This window comes from Streptomyces sp. NPDC087422, from assembly GCF_044744145.1.
Taxonomy (GTDB): domain Bacteria; phylum Actinomycetota; class Actinomycetes; order Streptomycetales; family Streptomycetaceae; genus Actinacidiphila.
This window is the reverse complement of the sequence record NZ_JBIUXT010000007.1, coordinates 130,535-148,320: the sequence shown is the minus strand read 5'-3', so window position 1 is coordinate 148,320 and position 17,786 is coordinate 130,535. Positions and strand designations below refer to the sequence as shown.

General features: G+C 73.4%; 13 protein-coding genes. 3 read left to right on the top strand and 10 right to left on the bottom strand.

The genetic code is table 11. The features are described from left to right. Nucleotides 1-17: 17 nt before the first annotated feature. The 8 genes from ACIO6U_RS23180 to ACIO6U_RS23145 form a co-directional block, all read right to left on the bottom strand. On the bottom strand, nucleotides 18-2,561 hold the full coding sequence (locus ACIO6U_RS23180) for a SpoIIE family protein phosphatase (RefSeq protein ID WP_391161743.1): 2,544 nt from the start codon (nucleotides 2,559-2,561) through the stop codon (nucleotides 18-20). A gap of 212 nt (nucleotides 2,562-2,773) precedes the next feature. Beyond that, on the bottom strand, nucleotides 2,774-5,302 hold the full coding sequence (locus ACIO6U_RS23175; RefSeq protein WP_401721811.1) for a SpoIIE family protein phosphatase: 2,529 nt from the start codon (nucleotides 5,300-5,302) through the stop codon (nucleotides 2,774-2,776). A gap of 794 nt (nucleotides 5,303-6,096) precedes the next feature. Beyond that, nucleotides 6,097-6,927, bottom strand: a complete 831-nt coding sequence (locus ACIO6U_RS23170) for an alpha/beta fold hydrolase (protein ID WP_401721808.1) — start codon at nucleotides 6,925-6,927, stop codon at nucleotides 6,097-6,099. A 23-nt stretch (nucleotides 6,928-6,950) separates the two neighbouring features. Then, nucleotides 6,951-7,343 (bottom strand): (deoxy)nucleoside triphosphate pyrophosphohydrolase, encoded by a 393-nt coding sequence (locus ACIO6U_RS23165; RefSeq protein ID WP_401313002.1) that lies wholly within the window; start codon nucleotides 7,341-7,343, stop codon nucleotides 6,951-6,953. Nucleotides 7,344-7,402: 59 nt separating this feature from the next. Continuing rightward, nucleotides 7,403-7,597 (bottom strand): SPOR domain-containing protein, encoded by a 195-nt coding sequence (locus tag ACIO6U_RS23160; protein ID WP_355348316.1) that lies wholly within the window; start codon nucleotides 7,595-7,597, stop codon nucleotides 7,403-7,405. Between the two features lie 4 nt (nucleotides 7,598-7,601). Then, nucleotides 7,602-8,075 carry an RpiB/LacA/LacB family sugar-phosphate isomerase gene (locus ACIO6U_RS23155; RefSeq protein ID WP_401721804.1) on the bottom strand — a complete coding sequence of 158 codons (474 nt, stop codon included), beginning with the start codon at nucleotides 8,073-8,075 and terminating at the stop codon, nucleotides 7,602-7,604. Between the two features lie 212 nt (nucleotides 8,076-8,287). Further along, complete coding sequence (locus ACIO6U_RS23150; RefSeq protein WP_355348321.1) at nucleotides 8,288-9,040, bottom strand: GntR family transcriptional regulator; 753 nt, start codon at nucleotides 9,038-9,040, stop codon at nucleotides 8,288-8,290. Between the two features lie 77 nt (nucleotides 9,041-9,117). After that, a complete protein-coding gene (locus ACIO6U_RS23145) occupies nucleotides 9,118-10,203 on the bottom strand; it encodes a DUF4190 domain-containing protein (RefSeq protein ID WP_401721801.1) in 1,086 nt (361 codons plus the stop codon). A 92-nt stretch (nucleotides 10,204-10,295) separates the two neighbouring features. Here ACIO6U_RS23145 and ACIO6U_RS23140 point away from each other — a divergent pair, with 92 nt between their 5' ends. After that, nucleotides 10,296-11,666: a glycoside hydrolase family 18 protein gene (locus ACIO6U_RS23140; protein WP_401721798.1), complete on the top strand. Its 1,371-nt coding sequence runs from the start codon at nucleotides 10,296-10,298 to the stop codon at nucleotides 11,664-11,666. A 148-nt stretch (nucleotides 11,667-11,814) separates the two neighbouring features. Here ACIO6U_RS23140 and ACIO6U_RS23135 read toward each other — a convergent pair whose 3' ends face one another. Next, complete coding sequence (locus tag ACIO6U_RS23135) at nucleotides 11,815-12,723, bottom strand: GntR family transcriptional regulator (protein WP_401722244.1); 909 nt, start codon at nucleotides 12,721-12,723, stop codon at nucleotides 11,815-11,817. 584 nt (nucleotides 12,724-13,307) lie between these two features. On the opposite strand from ACIO6U_RS23135, the gene ACIO6U_RS23130 reads away from it, so the two are divergent. Together ACIO6U_RS23130 and ACIO6U_RS23125 are read left to right on the top strand one after the other, a co-directional pair. Next, complete coding sequence (locus ACIO6U_RS23130) at nucleotides 13,308-15,317, top strand: hypothetical protein (RefSeq protein ID WP_401721795.1); 2,010 nt, start codon at nucleotides 13,308-13,310, stop codon at nucleotides 15,315-15,317. An 88-nt stretch (nucleotides 15,318-15,405) separates the two neighbouring features. Beyond that, entirely contained in the window at nucleotides 15,406-16,296 is an 891-nt protein-coding gene (locus ACIO6U_RS23125; protein WP_401721792.1) for an RICIN domain-containing protein, read from the top strand. Nucleotides 16,297-16,351: 55 nt separating this feature from the next. Here ACIO6U_RS23125 and ACIO6U_RS23120 read toward each other — a convergent pair whose 3' ends face one another. After that, complete coding sequence (locus ACIO6U_RS23120) at nucleotides 16,352-17,734, bottom strand: hypothetical protein (protein WP_401721790.1); 1,383 nt, start codon at nucleotides 17,732-17,734, stop codon at nucleotides 16,352-16,354. Nucleotides 17,735-17,786 lie beyond the last annotated feature (52 nt).

Sequence of the window (17,786 nt, the reverse complement as noted above, 5' to 3'; positions counted from 1 at the left end):
GCCGCGCGCGGCAGGCGCTAGAACATGCTCAGCAGTTCGTCCACCGAAGGACCGCTGGAGTGGGACTGCTCGCCGGGCAGGGCGAGTTCGAACCAGACGGTCTTGCCGCGGTGGGTACGGCGGCTGCCCCAGCTCTCGCTGAGCATGGTGACCAGTTGCAGGCCGCGCCCGCCCTCGTCGGTGTCACGGGCGCGGCGGCGGCGCGGCTGCACCAGGGCGCTGTCCCACACCTCGCACACCAGGGTGCGGTCCAGCAGCAGCCGCAGTCGTATGTCGCCGTAGCCGTGCCGCAGCGCGTTGGTGACTAGCTCGCTGACCAGCAGTTCCGTGGTGTCGACCAGGTCGCCGAGCCCCCAGCTCAGCAGTTGCTCGCGGGCCAGCTCGCGGGCCCTGGCCACCGACGTGGGGCGCGGTTCCAGCGTCCAGTCGCCGACCTGCTCCGCGGGCAGACCGCGGATTCTGGCCATCAGCAGGGCGATGTCGTCCTCGCCGTGCGCGGTGTCCAGGGTGGCCAGCACGTGGTCGCAGATGTCCTCAAGGGGTCTCGGCGGCCCGGCCAGCGAGTCCCGGAAGGCGTCGAGGCCCTCGTCCAGCGGGTGGTTGCGGGACTCCACGAGACCGTCGGTGTACAGGGCGAGCAGCGCGCCCTCGTTCAGCTCGACCTCGATCTCCTCGAACGGCTCGCCGCCGACGCCCAGCGGCACTCCCCTGGGCACTTCGAGCAGCAGCGGCGACTCGCCCGACTCCACGACGACCGGCGGCAGATGGCCCGCGTTGGCGATCGTGCAGCGCCGGGTGACCGCGTCGTAGACCACGTAGATACAGGTGGCCAGGTAGACCTCGGACAGGTCGGCGCCGCCGCGGTCCTTGGCCCGGCGGGTGCGGCCCTGGTTCGGGGAGCCGAGGCCGTTGGCCACTTCGTCCAACGCGCCCAGCACTTCGGCGGGTTCGAGGTCGAGCGCGGCCAGGGTCCGTACGGCGGTGCGCAGTTCGCCCATCGCGACGGCGGCGCGCAGGCCGCGGCCCATCACGTCGCCGACCACCAACGCGGTGCGGTGGCCAGGCAGTTCGATGACGTCGAACCAGTCGCCGCCGACCTCGGTCTCCATGCTGCCCGGCAGGTAGCGGCAGGCGATGTCGAGGCCCGCGGCCTCGGGGTCGTCGGGGGGCAGCAGGCTGCGCTGGAGGATCAGCGCGCGCTCGTGCTCGCGCCGGTAGAGCCGGGCGTTGTCGATGAACACCGCGGCGCGGGCGGCCAGTTCCTCGGCGAGCATCCGGTCGCGGTCCACGAACGGCTCGCTGCCCTTGGCGCGGGAGAACTGCACCAGCCCCAGTACGGTGTCGCGGGCGACCATCGGCACCACGAGCGTGGACTGCACGAGGGTGCCGCCGAGGTCGGGCCCCCCGTCGCCGTCGATCACCTGCGGCTGCGCGGTGCGCAGCGCCCGCGCGCTGGCGGAGCTGAAGCGGTAGCGGTGCACGGCGCCGACCGCGACCGGGCCGTCCGCCACATCGTCGTCGTCCCCGGCCATCGCTATCGGCGCGTCCGACACGGAACTGGCGAACGCCACCCGGCGCACGTCCCCGCTGCCGTCGGTGGTGCCGGTCAGATCCTCGGCGCCGGACAGCAGGGCCTGGTAGAGGTCGACGGAGGCGATGTCGCAGAAGTGCGGGACGGCGACGTCCAGCAGTTCGCGCGCGGTGGTCTCCAGGTCGAGCGAGGTGCCGATACGGGCGCCCGCCTCGTTGAGCAGCGCGAGATTGCGGCGGGCGTGCGCGGCCTCGCGCTCGGCTCGCTGACGTCCGGTGACGTCCATCGCGAGTCCCGCGACGCCGATCGGCCGCCCGGTGCCGCTGTGCAGCCGGTACAGCGACATCGACCAGCGCCGCCGCCCCGGATCGCCGGGCACGGTGCCGACCAGCGGCATGTCCAGGACGGGCTCGCCGGTCTCCAGCACCTGGCGCAGCGCGGCGCTGAGCCGGTCGGCCTCGACGCGGGAGAGGAAGTCGTGCGGGCCGCGGCCGTGGTTCTCCTCGGCCTCACGGCCGAAGACGGTCGCGAAGCGCTCGTTGACCCGGATCAGCCGCAGGCTGGTGTCGAAGAGCACGAAGCCCATCGGCGACTGCCCGAACACCGCCTGGGAGGCGGCCAGATCGGTCTCGATCTGGCGCAGCGTGGCGACGTCGACCGCGATGCACAGCGCGCCGTGGTCGGCGGGCATCACGTAGACCTCGGCCAGGCCCTGGCCGCCCGAGGCGTCCCGGTACGGCACGAGTCCGGTCCACTCGTGGCCGTCGAGGATCTCCGCGAGGCGCTCGTGCGCGCGCTCGCGTACGTGCTCGGGCGCGAAGGCGTTCACCGGGTCGCGGCCGAGCGCGCGTTCCGCCGGTACGCCGAAGAACTGCGCGGCCCGCGCGCTCCACTGGTCGATCCGGCCGTCACCGTCGAGCGAGAACGACGCCACGCGTATGTAGTCGTAGAGCGAACCGGGCGGACTCGACTGCCAGACCGCGTCGACCGCGTCCGTGTCGTCTCGGGGCGGTACCGCCCTCGCTGGCATGTCGCTCACTCGCCCGACCCCTCCAGCTCAGCACACATGGACCGGTTGGAGCCGAGTATTCAGCATGAGGACCGTCCAGCACACGGTCTTGTCGATCACAGCATCATCTCGGCTCCTGGGGTACGGGGACCGTCCCCGGGACAGCGCGGTCACACCCCTCGCTCCCGCGTCTTCGGCATACCCGGCACAGCTCCCGTGAATCATCGCGCGCGTCACGGCAGAGCCAGTTCGAACCAGACGGTCTTTCCGAACGGTCCGTGACGCGTTCCCCAGCGCCGTGAGGCCCGTGCGACCAGTTGCAGACCACGGCCGCCCTCGTCCTCCAGGGTGGCGATCCGCTCGCGCGGCGGGTCCGGCAGCGGGTCGGAGACCTCCACCAGCAGCGAGCCGCCGCGCACCATCCGTACACCGATCGGTCCGTGCGCGTACCGCAGCGAATTGGTGACCAGCTCGCTGACCAGCAGCATCGTGACGTCGGTGAGCTGCGCGAGACCCCATTCGACCAGGGTGTCACGGACCCGGCGGCGCGCCAGCCGGACGGCGCTGGGCTCGGCGGGGAACGTCCAGGAGGCGGTGGATCCGGCGGGCAGCCCGCCGAGCCTGGCCATCAGCAGCGCCACGTCGTCGGGCTCGCGGCCCGGCTGCATGATGGCCAGCACGTCGTCGCAGGAGTCCTCCAGTGAGGGCAGCGGGCGGCACAGCGTCTGGCGCAGCCGTTCCAGGCCCTCGCCGATGTCCTGGCCGCGGGTCTCCACCAGGCCGTCGGTGTAGAGCACGAGGACCGTGCCGTCGGCGACCGCAAGCTCCGTGGTCTCGAAGCGTACGCCGCCGACGCCCAGGGGGACGCCGGAGGGCAGCTCGACCAGCCGGGCATGGCACTCGTCCGGGTGGGCATCGGGTTCCTCGCCGCCCGGCGCCCGCGTGACGGGTTCGACCAGGACCGGCGGCAGGTGGCCCGCCTGCGCGATGGCGATCCGGCGCGTCGAGGGGTCGTAGACGGCGTAGACGGCGGTGGCCATCCAGCCCTCGGCCTGGCCCTGCGCGAGGTCGTCGCCCAGCTCGTTGACCCGGCGCAGCAGCTCGTCCGGCGGCATGTCGAGCCCGGCGAGCGTCCGTACGGCGGTACGGAGCCGGCCCATGGTGGCCGCCGCGCCCAGGCCGTGGCCCATCACGTCGCCGACGACGAAGGCGACCCGGCCCCCGGCCAGCGGGATCACGTCGAACCAGTCGCCGCCGACCTCCGCGCCGCTGCTGCCGGGCACGTACCGGAAGGCGACGCCGACGCCGGGCGGTTCCACGACGCTCTGCGGGAGCAGGCTGCGCTGGAGCATCAGGGCGCCCTCGCGCTCGCGGACGTAGAGCCGGGCGTTGTCCAGGGCGGCGCCCGCGCGGTTGGCCAGCTCCATCGCGAGGGCCAGGTCGTCGTGGTCGAACGGCTCGCGCTCGCGGGCCCTGCTGACCACCAGCAGGCCGAGGACGACGCCGCGGGCCCGCAGCGGCAGCACGAGCAGCGAGTGGACGTCGAGCGCGATGGCCGCGCGCACCTTCGGGTCGCCGGGGAAGGTGGTGGCCAGCAGCTCCTCCTCCGAACTCACCATCCGGGGCTGCCCGGTGGTCAGCACCGTGCCGAAGATCGACTTGCGGGTGAAGCGGATCGGCTGCCCGGTCAGGATCATCCGCTCGACCTCGGGCCCCCAGCGCACCGCGCCCGTGCCGAGCTGCCGCATCGGGGTGTTGTCGCCGTACGGCGCGGTCGGCAGCTCGCCGCCGTCGGCGACCTCGGCGTGCAGGATCACCCCGGAGTAGTCGCTGAAGGTCGGCACGACGGCGGCGGCCAGCGCCTCGGCGCACCGGCGGACGTCCAGCACGTTCGCGATCCGGGTGCCCACGTCGTTGAGCAGCGCCAGCCGCCGCCGGGCCCGCTCGACCTTCGCGGCGGCCTGCACGCGCTCGGTCACGTCGATGACGGTAGCGCTGATCCCCAGCACCCGCCCGGCCCGGTCGACCAGCCGGTGGTACGACAGCGAGCGGTGGCCGCGGCCGTGCGGCGCGTACGTGACCAGGTCGATCACCGGCCGCCCGGTGGCCAGGACGTCCCGCTGGAGCGCGGTGAGGTCGGCGGCCGACCGCTCGTCCAGCACCTCCCGCACGGTGTGGCCGATGTGGTCGGCGACGGGCCTGCCGTTCATCGCCGCCAGCGCCTCGTTGAGCCGTACGTAGCGCAGGTCGCGGTCGAAGATGGCGACGCCGAGGGGTGAGGAGTCGAAGAGCGAGTCGAGGGCGGCGAGGTCGTGCTCCAGCGTCCGCAGGCGGCTCGTCTCGACCATCGAGGCCAGGACGAAGGGGCGGCCGTCGCCGTCGACCAGCAGCGAGGCACGGGTCTCCACCTGGACGGTGTGGCCGTCGCGGTGCCGCAGCGAGAGGATGCCGTCCCAGCGGCCCCCTCGCAGCAGGTCGGCGAGGATCTGCTCGGCGGGGCTGGGGTCCGGCATCCGCGGGATCTCGTCCGGCCCGCGCCGCGGGGAGTGTCCCGGCGGGCTCTCGGGCGGCCCGAACAGTCCGCCCACCCGGCGGCCCACGATGTGCTCCCCCGCCCAGCCCAGCACTTCCTGTGCCAGGGGGCTCCACAGCAGCACCCGCCCCGACGTGTCCAGCATGACGACCGCCACCCGCAGTGTGTCGAGCAGCGTCCCCGTGCTCTTTCCCCGCCCCTCACCCCACGACTCCGGATCGGGATCCATATCCGGATGATGATGCCGATGCGGCCGCCCCACCCCCGGCTCCCCCTCCCCGGCCCGGTGGCTCTCCCCCGCCGGGTGGCTCTCCCCTGCGGGGACCTGGCCGCCTGCGGCGGGGGCTGGGCCGACCTCGGCGGGGGCCTGGCCACCTTCCGCAGGACCGCCATCGGCGGGGACCTGGCCGCCCTCGGCGGGGTCCGGGCTGACCTCAGCGGGACCGCCTGCGGCGGGGTCCGGGGCGCGGTTCGGGGACGCCTCAGGGCCATCGCCGCCGCTGGCGCTCATGCGTCACCCCCGACCGGGTCGGGCCGGTTCCGCCCCGGCCACTGTCAGTGGGAATTATCCCTCTTACCCGATATTCCCCCAAACACCCCGATACCGCGCGGGCCACGGGGAGACGGCGCAACGGCCGGGGTCGGCCGGGAGGCCGGGGCCAGCGGGAAGCGCGCGGCGCGGCGCGGGCGGCGGAGGCGGCCGGGGTCCGGGGTCGGCCGGAGCCGGGAGCGCCAGGCGCGGCGGGGGCGAAGCCAGCGGCGCGGGAAACGCCTGGAGCGGCGCTAGCGACGGGAGCCCGAGGTCGGGAGTCGGCCGGGGCCGGCTGGAGGCCGAGGGCGGCCGGGTTGGCCAGGCGCAGGCGCCAGATGCGACCAGGGGTCGGGGTCGGTGGCACGGAAAGCCCCGGGCGCGGCGGGGTCCGCGCCGGGGGCAGGTGCGGCGAGGGCGGACACGGGGTCAGGTGCGGCGGGGTCCCGCCGGGGGCAGGTGCGGCGAGGGCGGGCCGAGGGCGGGCGGGGCCGTCAGGCTAGGGCTAGGGCTTGGGTGAGGGCGGCGGCCAGGGCGGCCGGGCCCTGGACGTGGGCGAGGTGGCCCTGGCCCGGAATGACGTGGACGCGGGCGCGGGGCATGGCGCCCGCGATGCGGGCGAAGGGCTCCCAGTAGGGCCCGGCGCCGTCGTTGTCGCCGCCGATCAGCAGGGTGACGGGCATGTCGAGCTTCCCGTAGGCGGCCAGGTCGGCGTGGTGCTCGTTCAGGGCGGTCAGCTCGCGCCCGAGCGGCGCGGCGAGAGGCCGCAGCACCTGCCAGGCCGGGCTCCGGCGCAGCTCCGCGACGTACTCGGCGGAGAATCCGGACACGTCCCGGTTGACGATCTCCACGGCCCGGTCCAGGTCACCGGCCGCGTCGGCCGCGCGCAGCGAGTCCAGCACCTGCGCGCCGAAGGGCCGCACCACCGGCTCGTAGAGGGTCAGGGAACGCACGCCGGAGTGCCGCGTCGCGGCCTCCAGCGCGATCAGGCCGCCGTAGCTCCAGCCGAAGAGGTCCACCCCGCCGTCGCCGCCGTGCCGCCCGGCCACCTCGTCGAGCACCCGCCGCAGATCCGCGACCTCGGTGCCGACCCCGTATCCGTCACCCAGCTCACCGCTGGGCCGTCGGCCGCGCCGGTTCAGTACGTACACCGGCCGGCCGGCCGGAAGCGCGTCCACCACCGGCTGCCACGACACGGCGTCGGCCATGACCCCGGGAACGATCAGCAGCGGCCTGCCCTCGCCCACCCGGTGGCCGAGCACCAGCACCACACCGTCGCGTTCCACCTGCACCAGCATCGAATCCCCCGTCTCGGTCGCGGACACCGAAAAACCCTACCCTCAGGCCGTCAGCCGACCAGAAGGCGTGTCGCCCACTCGACCGCCGGGCGGTCCTGGTCGAGCCAGTCGACGTCGGAGGTCTGCGCGGGGAGCAGCCAGCGCAGCTCGTCGTGGTCCTGGAGGGGGCTGGGCGTGCCGCTCACCAGGCGGGCGGTCCAGACGTGCAGGGTGAGGCCGTTGGCCAACGGCCAGGCGCCGGGGACGCGTTGAAGGGGCTCCACCGTGACGCCCAGCTCCTCGCGCAGCTCGCGCACGAGCGCGTCCGGCGGGCTCTCCCCCGCCTCGACCTTGCCGCCCGGCAGTTCCCAGCGTCCCGCCAGCGCGGGCGGCGCGGTCCGCCGCGCGGCCAGCAGCCGTCCGGCGTCGAGCACGGCCCCGCCCACCACCACACGTTCGGTCATGCGACGCAGGATACGTAAGACGGAGACCCGCGACCCGCACAGCGCGCGGCGCGAACCCGTTACGAGGACTGCACGGCGCGCGGCGTCAACCGCTCGATCACGTAACGCCGTTGCTGCTGGTCCCGGTTGAGGCCGGGACCGTTCAGCGTGGCCGCGACGCGCTCGGCCTCGGCGCGGGTGGCGTAGCGCCCGACCCGGTACCGGTTGCCGCTCTCGTCCTGCCGTATGAGGAGCCATACGAGGTCGGTCGTCATCAGCTCAGGCCCCCTCAGGCGAGGTCGCGGCAGCGGAACCGGCTTCCAGGTCCGCCAGGTGCGCGACATTGTCCCGGTCGTCCGCCGCATCGCTCGCGGCGCTGTCGAACCAGGCGTCCAGGATCTCGCCGAGTACGGCGCCGGACACCGAACGCAGGCTCAGCGCCGGCGCGTTGGCGTCGTTCCACCGGCGGGCACCCCGCGCGGTGTACGCGTCGGCGCACAACGCGGCCCGGACGCCCGGGAGTTTGTTCGCGGCGATGGACGCGCCGGTGCCGGTCCAGCAGCAGACCACCGCCTGGTCGGCCGCGCCCTCGGCCACCGCGCGGGCCGCCGCCTCCGCGCTCCAGGCCCAGTCCTTGCGGTCTCCGGGGCGCAGCGCGCCGTAGGCGAGCACCGTGTGACCACGGTGACGAAGCTCGTCGACGACCTGCCTGGCCACCGGTTCATCCATGTCCGAGGAAACGGCGATGCGCATATGCCCGACCCTACGCCCGAGGTTCACGGCGCGGGCACGGAATGACACGAAGAGGTACCGTTCCGGCCAGGTGTTCGACCAGAAGTTGACTGTAGGTCACACGTGTCCGATGCCCCCGGCGGTCACGCCGGGCGCACGCCGGAGTGGGCACCAGCGCCCGTACCGCCCGGACCATCCGTACCGCCAGGCGCCGTAAGGGAGTTGACGGCGGGTCAGCGTACCGGCAGGTGGTAGACGGCCCGGTACCGCTCCGCCGGGATGATGACGTCCGCGGTCTCCACCGGCTGCCCCGAGCAGTAGTACGTGCGCTGGATCTCGATGACGATGTGCCCCGGCACTCCGCCGAGCGCCGCCGTCTCCTCCGCGAGCCCCGGCCGGGCGCCGACCTCCTCGGCCATGTGGTCGACCACCAGGTCGATCGCCGCCATCCGCTCCACGACGCCCTGGCCGCCGACCGGCCCCTCCTCCGGCAGCAGCACCGGTGTGCGGGCGGTCAGCGCCAGCGGCTCCCAGGAGGTGGAGAGCATCGAGGGCTCACCCTCGGTGCGGAAGAGGTAGTGGGTGCGCATCACCCGGTCGCCGGGCTCGATCCGCAGCCGCTCGGCGACGGCGGGCGAGGCGTGGTCCTGGACGCTGCGCGACTCCCAGGTGCCCTTGCACCCCTCGTCCCCCTGCTCCTGCCGGAACGGGCTGGCCGTCCCGGCGGGCCGGTAGCCGCTGCGGACGATGCGCCGCGGCCTCGGCCGCTCCCGTACGTACGTGCCGGAGCCGGACCTGCCCTCCACGAAGCCCTCGGCCATCAGCACCTTGCGCGCTTCGAGCGCGACGGTGTCCGAGACCCCGTACTCGGTACGGATCCGGGCCTGCGAGGGCAGCCGCGCGTGCGGCGGGAGCGTCCCGTCGAGGATCTTGCGCCGCAGATCCTCGGCGACGCGAAGGTAGGCGGGCTGCTCACCGAAAGGCACGTGCCCCTCCCAAGGGGTTGACTGTCTGCGACAGCTTGACAACCGTCGGTGCCCGTCCGCAAGCCCTCCCCCGAGCATCACACTCCGAATCCGGAGTTGGTGCCTCCGTCCTTCACCGAGCCGGTCATCGAGCCGTGCGTGGCGCCGAAGAAGCAGGTCACCTTGTGGTCGCCGCGGCGCCAGCCGTCCGCCGGCGGCATGTAGTAGTAGACGTCGGCGCTCTTCTCCCAGGGCGTGCCGTCCGCGTAGTCGTCCGCGTAAGAGGCGCACTTCGACTCCGCGACGGCCGAGATGCGATCCGTTCCGGGGTAGCCGCCGTCGTCCGCCGCGTCGACGGTGAAGATCGCGTACGCCTCCGCGTCGTGCTCCTCGGAGCAGTCGACGACGTCCACGGTGGTGGAGCGCGCGCCGTCGCCGCCGTAGTCGCCCAGCGAGCTGTCGACCGTGTTGAAGCACTGGCCGACCCTGATCCGGTCGACGCGGGTGTTGCCGTCGTCGAAGGCGCCCGCCACGCCGAGCGCGATGAAGACCGCGAGAAGCACCGTGGCGACGCCGTTGAGGATCAGGCCCGCGACGGCCAGGCCCTTGCCGCGCTCGCCGCGCTTCTTGATCTGGCTGAGCGCGACCAGGCCGAAGATCACCCCGAGGACGGGGATGCAGGTGAAGCCCACCACGAGCGAGGCGATGGCCATGCCGTTGGTGTTCGCCTGCGGGTTGTACCAGCCGGCGGTCTGCGGATAGCCGGGATACGGCTGGGGACCGTACGGATTCTGCCCGCCGTACGGATTCCCGCCGTAGGTTGCCTGACCGCCGTACGGAGCCTGAGCGCCGTGCGGACCCTGGCCGCCGTAGGGAGGCTGCCCGGAATACGGGGCCTGGCCGGGATACGGGGCCTGCCCGCCGTAGGGCGGCGCGGAGCCGGGGGGCTGCTGTCCGCTGTAGGGCGGGGGCACGGAGCCGTAGGGGCCGGGCCCGCCCGATGACGGGCCGCCGTACGTCGGCTGTCCCGGACCGCTGTACGGCGGTCCGCCCTGCTGGTCGTACGGCTTCTGCGGATACGAGGGCAGCCCGGCGTACGGCGAAGTGGGGGCGTCGTGCGGCGGCTGGGACGGGGGCGCGTCGTCGGAGGACGGCGGAGGCGGGGGCGGCGGCGGTATGTCCACTGGGGGATCCTACGGTTCGGCGCCGACGGGTTGTGAACGGGTTGTGCCGTCCCCCTTGACCCTTATTGGTCCAGACCAATACCTTCACGCGCATGCGTCGAAGAATTCTCGGCCGTATGGCCGCAACCGCAGCCACCCTCTCCCTGGTCGCCGTCCTGCCCGCCGTCACGGGCGGCTCCGCCGCCCAGGCGCACGGCCGCGACGACCACGGCTCCTCCGCCTCGTCGTACAAGAGCGTCGGCTACTTCACCCAGTGGGGCGTCTACGGACGCGACTACCAGGTGAAGAACGTCCAGACCTCGGGCACCGCGGCCAAACTCACCCACCTCAACTACGCGTTCGCCAACATCGGCGCCGACGGCAAGTGCTTCGAGGCCAACGTGGCCGGCGAGGGCGACGCCTGGGCCGACTACCAGCGCCCGCTCGACGCCGCCTCCTCGGTCGACGGCACCGCGGACACCGCCGAGCAGCCGCTGGCGGGCAACTTCAACCAGCTCCGCGAACTGAAGGCCGCCAACCCGAAGTTGAAGGTGATGATCTCGATCGGCGGCTGGGGCTGGTCGACGCACTTCTCCGACGCGGCCCGCACCGCCGCCTCGCGCAAGGCGCTCGTCGCGTCCTGCCTGGACATCTTCGTCAAGGGCAATCTGCCGCTGCTCGACGGCAAGGGCGGCCCCGGTTCGGCCGCCGGGCTCTTCGACGGCGTGGACATCGACTGGGAGTGGCCCGGCTCCTCCGGTGACGTCGACACCGTCTACCGGCCCGAGGACAAGCGGAACTTCACCGCGCTCGCGGCCGAATTCCGCGGCCAGCTCGACGCGTTGGGCCGCACGGCGCACAAGCACTACGACCTGAGCGCCTTCCTGCCCGCCGCACCGGCCAAGATCGACGCGGGCTTCGAGGTCCGGAAGATCTTCAAGTACCTCGACTTCGGCACCGTCCAGGGCTACGACTTCCACGGCCCCTACGAGGCCACCACCAACCAGCAGTCCGCGCTCAAGGCCCCGCGCAACTCGCCCGTCCCGCACGACTTCAGCGACACCCAGGCGGTCGGCGACTGGCTCAAGCGCGGCGCACCCGCCCGGCAGCTCGTCCTCGGCGTGCCCTTCTACGGCCAGGGCTGGACCGGCGTCCCCGACGGCGGCACCGCGGGCCTCTTCCAGCCGTCCACCGGCCCCGCCCCCGCCACCTGGCAGGCGGGCAACGAGGACTACCACGCCCTCAAGGCCCTTGCCTCCTCCGGCACTTACACCGTCCACCGGGACGTGCGGAACGGCTTCGCCTGGCTCTACGACGGCACCAACTTCTGGACCTACGACGACCCGCAGGTCATCGCCCAGAAGACCGCCTACATCAAGCGGGCCCACCTGGGCGGCGCGATGGTCTGGTCCCTGGACGGCGACACGGCGGACGGCGAGCTGATCAACGCCGTTCACCAGGGTCTCGCCGCGCACCACCGGTGACCCGGACCCCCAAGTGGCCCCGCTCCACAGGTGACCCGGCGCCTCGGGTGACCCGGCTCCTCGGGTAACCCCGCCCCTCACGCCCGGTGCTCCCCAGCCCTCCCTCTCCGCGGGGGAGCACCGGGCCTCCCCACGCGCGGCGGATACGTCAGCCGCGCGCGGCGGAGGAGGCGGCCCGTTTGGCGGCCAGCTTGGCCGCCTGCATGTCGCCGACGACCTGCGTCACCATCCGGACGGACGCGGCGTCCAGCACATTGCCGAACTCGACCACCTCGACCCGCTCCTCGAAGCGCGCCTTCAACTGCGGCATGTCGCTGGGGATCACGACGAGGTCGAGGTCCCCGACGTCCTCCCCCTCGTCCCCGTGCAGCACCCTGACGTTGCTGATCCCGGACTGCGTCAGGGAGTCCCGGATGCTGACGGCCTGGCCGTAGGTGGAGTAACAGATGCCCACCGTGCCGCTCCTGGCGGCGGAGGCGATCCGCACCAGCGTCTGCACATGCGGCGCGGCGACGATGGCGACCACCTCGGTCGGCTCCCCGCGCCACAGCCGCCGCACCTCGGCCAGATGGAAGAACGTGGTGAGGGCGAGGTCGTCGTGCTCCTCCTCGGGCGAGAAGTCCCCGAGCACCAGGGGCTTGACCTTGAGACCGAGGTGGAGGCCGAGTTCGCTCGCGAAGTAGCCGGCCCGGTCGGCGTTGCACTCCACGAACGCGACCTTGAGGACGTCGTCCTCGGCGCGCAGGGCGAGGCTCGTCACGAGTGACTGGATCTCGACGGCGGACAGGCCGAGCGCGACGCACTCCCTGGCCGCCGCGTCCAGTACCGCCCACGCCCGGTCCCTGGCGGGCGAACTCGTACGCGCCCGGCCCGTACCGACCACGGTCGTCCCGCTGCGGCCCCGGCTCTCGACCAGGCCCAGCTCGCTCAACTCCGCGTACGCGCGGGCCACCGTGTTGCGGTTGATCTGGAGGTTGTCCGCCAGCAGCCGGGCGCTGGGAAGGGTCTGGCCGACCGCGAGATCGCCAGTCTCGATCATGAACGACACCTGGGTCACGATCTGCCGGTAGATGGGTACGTCCGAGTGACGACTCACCTGCACGTCGCTGTCCACCAGGTGCCCGGCCTTCCCCGTTGCGCATCTCAGCCAAACCACCTTATCCACGCGGGAGGCAGTCAAGCATGCCTCGTGCGCCCTCTTGCCTTCGGCTTGAATTGGCCCAACCGGCTAGGCAGAAAGCACGTCAGGCCGTCCCGCCCCGGCGGAGATCGACAGCGCCCGCACCCCGCTTCGCCTGCGCAAATGCGCTGCAACAGCACAACGGGACATATATCTCTGGCCGTCGCCCGTCCGTGAATCGATGGGTCTAACATCGACCCACCAGGGTAGGCAGTACCCCGCCGCCGAGTGACGGCCCCGGTCGCGCCGGCCTGTGGCGCCCACCCCCATCCGCGACGGGAGCGATGAGTGACCCTTCTCGTTCGAGCCCACGGCACCGGCGACCGACGCGGGACCGGACGTCCCGGCGCCCGGGGGAACCGCACCCGCTCCCGAGGACTCATCAATAGATGATGCGCATATCCCCCACACCCCTGCCGGCCGACTCCCACGGGTACACACTGGCGGCCCGCAGGAGAGCGGTGTTCACCGGCAGGACCGCGGAACTGCGGCTGCTGCGGGACCTGATGCTCAGCGACCGGCGCTCCTGCTTCGTGGTGTGGCTGCACGGCATGGGCGGCTTCGGCAAGAGCAGCCTGCTGCACCGGTTCGCCGACGAGGCCGAGGCGCACGGCAGGACGGTCCGCACCGTCGACATGCGCGCCACGGCCGCGACACCGGAGGCGTTCCTGGCCGCCCTCGACGCGCAAGGCCCGTCGCAGGAAGCCCAGTTGCTGCTCATCGACTCCGGTGAGGCGCTCGGGCCGCTGGAGCAGTGGCTGCGGGACGAGTTCCTGCCGCGGATGCCCTCGCACCTGTTCCTGGTGGTCGGCAGCCGGCGGCCCCCGTCGGCCGAGTGGCGGGCCGACGTGCAGTGGTGGCAGGCGCTGCGGAGTGTCGAACTGCGCGGCATGGACACCGCGGAGGCCACGAAGCTGCTGCGCAACCGGGACGTGCCGGAGGCGGACATCCCCGACATCGTGCGGGCCGCGCACGGCGTGCCGCTCGCCCTGGCGCTCTTCGCCGACGCGCGCGAACGCGCCACGGACTCCGTGCAGCCGCGCACCGCCTGGGAGTTGGCCGACTCCCCCGACCTGGTGGGCGAACTGCTGCACCTGCTGCTGCGCGAGAGCCTGTCGCCCGGTCAGGCGGAAGCGCTGCACGTCCTGGCGCTGGCCCGGGTCACCACCGAGGACCTCCTGCGGCACACGCTCGACGTACCGTCAGCGGAGGCCGGAGAGCTCTGCGCCTGGCTGCGCGGACTCTCCTTCGTCCGCAGCACCGCCGAGGGCCTGGTCCCGCACGAGCTGGTCCGCGAGGCGCTCCTGGTCGAGCTGCGCTGGCGCGACCTGTCGGCGTACGAACGGCTCTTCACCCGGCTGCACGCGCATCTGGCCGAGCAACTGGCGTGCCGCACCGGCAGCCGCTGGGCGTTCGGCGCGGGCCTGGCCTATCTGGGGCGCTCCGGCCGCTTCCCGCGGGAGACGGTCGACTGGCGCGGTACGGACCGGCTGCGGCTGCGCACCGCCCGCCCGGAGGATCTGGACGAGGTGCTGGCCGCGATCGGCAAGGAGCACGGCGACGAGGCCGCCGCTCTGGCCCGGCAGTGGTGGGACCGGCAGCCGGGCGCCTTCTGCGTCGCCGAGGACGGCCGCCGCGGCGTCACCGCCGCCCTCGTCGCGCCCTGCCTGGACCCGGGGGCCACCGGGCTGCCCGACGACCCGACGGCGCGTGCCGCGCTGGAGTACACCGCCGGCCGCCGGCCGCTGCGGCGCGCCGAGCGGCTGCTGCTGGCGCGCTGGAGCACCGGCGGCGCCGCCGCCGCGGCCTTCGCGCTGACCACGCTGTGGGCGACCACACCGAACCTCGCGGTGAGCTGGACCTGCGCGGCCCCTGACCGGCCGGGTCTCGCCTCGCTGCTCGACCTGTACGGGCAGCAGCGGGTGGCACCGGCCGAAGGACCGTACAGGGAAGGACCGTACGGCGAAGGGGCTTACGGCGAAGGGGTGTTGGCCTTCGTGCAGGACTGGCGCAGCGCGCCCTTCGACCGGTGGGCGGTGGATCTGCGGGTCCGGCTGCTGGCCGACGAGCCCGCGCCGGGCCCGGCGCCGGTGACCGTCACCGCGGAGGCCGCCATGCCGTGGCCGGAGTTCGCCGAAGCCGTCAAGCACGCCTACCGCAGCCTCCAGGACGCGCGGCAGCTCGCGGAGAGCTCGCTGCTCGGCACCCGGCTGGTGGCGCCGGACGGGGACGCGGCGGCGCTGCGCGAGGTGCTGACCGAGACGGTGGCGTACCTGCGCGCGCAGCCGGGACGGCGGCAGTTGGGCAACGTCCTGGAGATCACGTATCTGAGCGGGCCGCGCAGCCAGCAGGCCGCCGCGAGCCGGGCGGGACTGTCCTTCAGCACCTACCGGCGCCGCCTGTCCACCGCGCTGGCGACGGCGGCGGAAGTGCTGCGCGAGCGCGAGCTGTACGGATCGGCGCCGCGGTGAGCCGCGCCCGTCCCGGCCCGCGTGAGCGGGCGGCGCGAACGCATCTGCGTACCCTGCCAGTTGGACCTTCCGCGAGTGGGGAGCGGCGTTGAGCGAGAGTGACCACGACGAGGCGAAGCGGCGGCAACGGGCGCGGTTCGTCGAGGCGTTGACGACGCACACCCGTCAGCCCGGCGAGCACTCGCGTGTGGGCAGCAGGGTCGCGGGCGCCGTGGCCGTACTGGCCCTCGTCGCGGGCGCCACCCTGGGCATGGGCGCCTGGCGCAGCCACCAGGCGGACGAGCACGACAAGAAGCGGGACCTGGCGGCCCAACGGACCGCCGCGTACAAGAACATCGCGCACTCCGCGTCGCCGTCGCCCACCCCGAAGCCGACAAAGACCGTGCCGAAGCGGACCGGGAAGCCCGTCCCGCACACCGCCTCGCCCAAGCCGCACAGGACCCCTTCCACCACGCCGACGCCGAAGCGGACGGCCGGGTCGGGCGGCGAGGACCCGCGGGCGCTGACCGCGCACGACCGCAAGGTGCTGATCATGAACGCCTACAGCGGGATGTGCGTCGACATCCCCTACAACGGACCGGGCCAACTGGGCCTGGAGATCGACCAGTACCACTGCGACGGCACCGACCAGGACAACCAGTTCTGGAACATGACGGTCAAGCTTCCCGCGAGCGGCCCCGGCGGCACCGATCTCGTGCAGTTCTCCAACACGATGGACGGTCTGTGCATCGACCCGCCGGAGCGCGGGGCGCAGCCGTCGGGGACCGAGCTGTCCGAGGCGAACTGCACCGGGACGCTGGCGGACAACCAACTGTGGTGGCTCGCCCCGGCCGGGGGCGACACCGTGTGGATACGCAACTACGCGAGCAACCATCTGTGCCTGCGCGTCGAGGGCGCCGACAAGAAGGCGCCCTCCGCCCGGCTCGTGATCGGCTCGTGCGGCACCGACGACGACAGCCGCTGGCGGCTGCTCGGCTGACCCGGACCGTCGGCGGACGGCCGGCGTGCGGCCGTCCCCTGCCCGTCGGCGTCCGTCAGACGGTGAACCGCACCGCGTCCAGCCAGCGCGTCTCGTCCAGCGTGCCGCCGAAGATGTAGTTGTCGGCGGTCTGCGGGGTGTCGCAGGCCATGCTGCCCCACGGTCCGCCGCGGCTGTACGTGTTCTGGCAGACGGTGCCCGTGGCCCTGCCGACGCTGATGCCGAAGCCCGAGATGTTGGGCGCGTCCTGCCTGGCCGCGCCGAGGGTCAGATCGGCGCCGTCCTCCACGGTGACCCACGACTTGTTCACCCACCCCTTCGCCTGGAAGTAGGCGTTGGCGGAGGTGCCCTTGGTGCCGGACACGGCGATCTGGATGGCCTTGATGCTCCGCGCGTCCACCTCGGAGCCCGCCACGGACCCGTCGCAGACGGCGAGTTGCCAGCCGAAGGTCGCCACGTAGACCCGGTAGCAGATGTGGCGGCCGGGTTCGCGCGCCGCCAGCCGGAGGACCGTGGCCGAGGCGGTCCTGTCGTCGCCGGGCATCTGCGGGCCGGGGCCGAGGTACGGGGTCGTCGCCTTCCTCGTCGGTGTCGCGGTCGGCCGGGCCGTCGGGCTCGGCGGCGCGGGCGGGCGCGGCGCCACGGCCTTGGTCCTGGCCTTGGGCTTCGTCGTGGGCTTGGCGGCGGGCGACGCCGAGGACTTCTGGGGCAGGGGGATGTGCGGGACGGTCGCGGGCGGGTCGGTGATCCGCCCGGCGGTGCTGGCCGCCGTCGTCAGATGGTCGTTCTTGTGCCCGGAGCCGCTGGTCGCCCAGGCCACCAGGGGCACCGCGAGGATGACCACGCCGACCAGGCCGACGGCGGCGAGCAGCGGCTTGCGGGACGGGCCGGAGGGCGGTCGCTCGGCCGGGAGCGCGGCCCCGGGGCCGGTCTCGCGGGTGAGTTCGCGGGTGGCCTTCGCGTCGGGGGTCTCGGCGGGTGTTTCGCCCGCTTCGGTGGTGGGGGCCGAGGCGGAGGTCGGGGCGCTGGCCGATGCGGTGGTCAGGGCCGTGGTCGGGGCGGAGGCCGAGGCACGGGTTGGGGCAGGGGCCGGGGCCGGGGTCTGCTCGGCCGATCCCTTGCCGGGCAACGTCGGCTCCTCGGACGTACCGCCCGCCTCCGCCGTACCGCCCGCCGCGGGCTCAGGCCGCGCGGCGGCGGCCGTCACGGGGGCGGACGACGTACCCGGGCGCGAGGAGGTGTCGGGGGCCGAGGGCGCCGCCGCGCCGGTGGTCCGCGGCACCGCGGGCGTCAGCGCCTCGCCCGGATCGGCCGCCACGGGCCCCAGCGTGACCGCCCGGCGCACGGACGAACCGCCCCTGGAGGAAGCCGAGTTCGCGCCGCCTTCGGTGGCGCGGGGCGTTCCGTCGGGGTCGGGTCGGGTCTGACGGCTGCTCATGGTTCTCCTTCGGCCTGGTGGTCAGTCGGTCGTGCGGCGCGGTGTCCTGCCC

Excerpts from the sequence above, each read along its gene's own strand:
- ACIO6U_RS23180 (WP_391161743.1), bottom strand. The coding sequence starts at position 2,561 with ATGCCAGCGAGGGCGGTACCGCCCCGAGACGACACGGACGCGGTCGAC.
- ACIO6U_RS23175 (WP_401721811.1), bottom strand. The coding sequence starts at position 5,302 with ATGGATCCCGATCCGGAGTCGTGGGGTGAGGGGCGGGGAAAGAGCACG.
- ACIO6U_RS23165 (WP_401313002.1), bottom strand. The coding sequence starts at position 7,343 with ATGACCGAACGTGTGGTGGTGGGCGGGGCCGTGCTCGACGCCGGACGG.
- ACIO6U_RS23160 (WP_355348316.1), bottom strand. The coding sequence starts at position 7,597 with ATGACGACCGACCTCGTATGGCTCCTCATACGGCAGGACGAGAGCGGC.
- ACIO6U_RS23155 (WP_401721804.1), bottom strand. The coding sequence starts at position 8,075 with ATGCGCATCGCCGTTTCCTCGGACATGGATGAACCGGTGGCCAGGCAG.
- ACIO6U_RS23140 (WP_401721798.1), top strand. The coding sequence starts at position 10,296 with ATGCGTCGAAGAATTCTCGGCCGTATGGCCGCAACCGCAGCCACCCTC.
- ACIO6U_RS23120 (WP_401721790.1), bottom strand. The coding sequence starts at position 17,734 with ATGAGCAGCCGTCAGACCCGACCCGACCCCGACGGAACGCCCCGCGCC.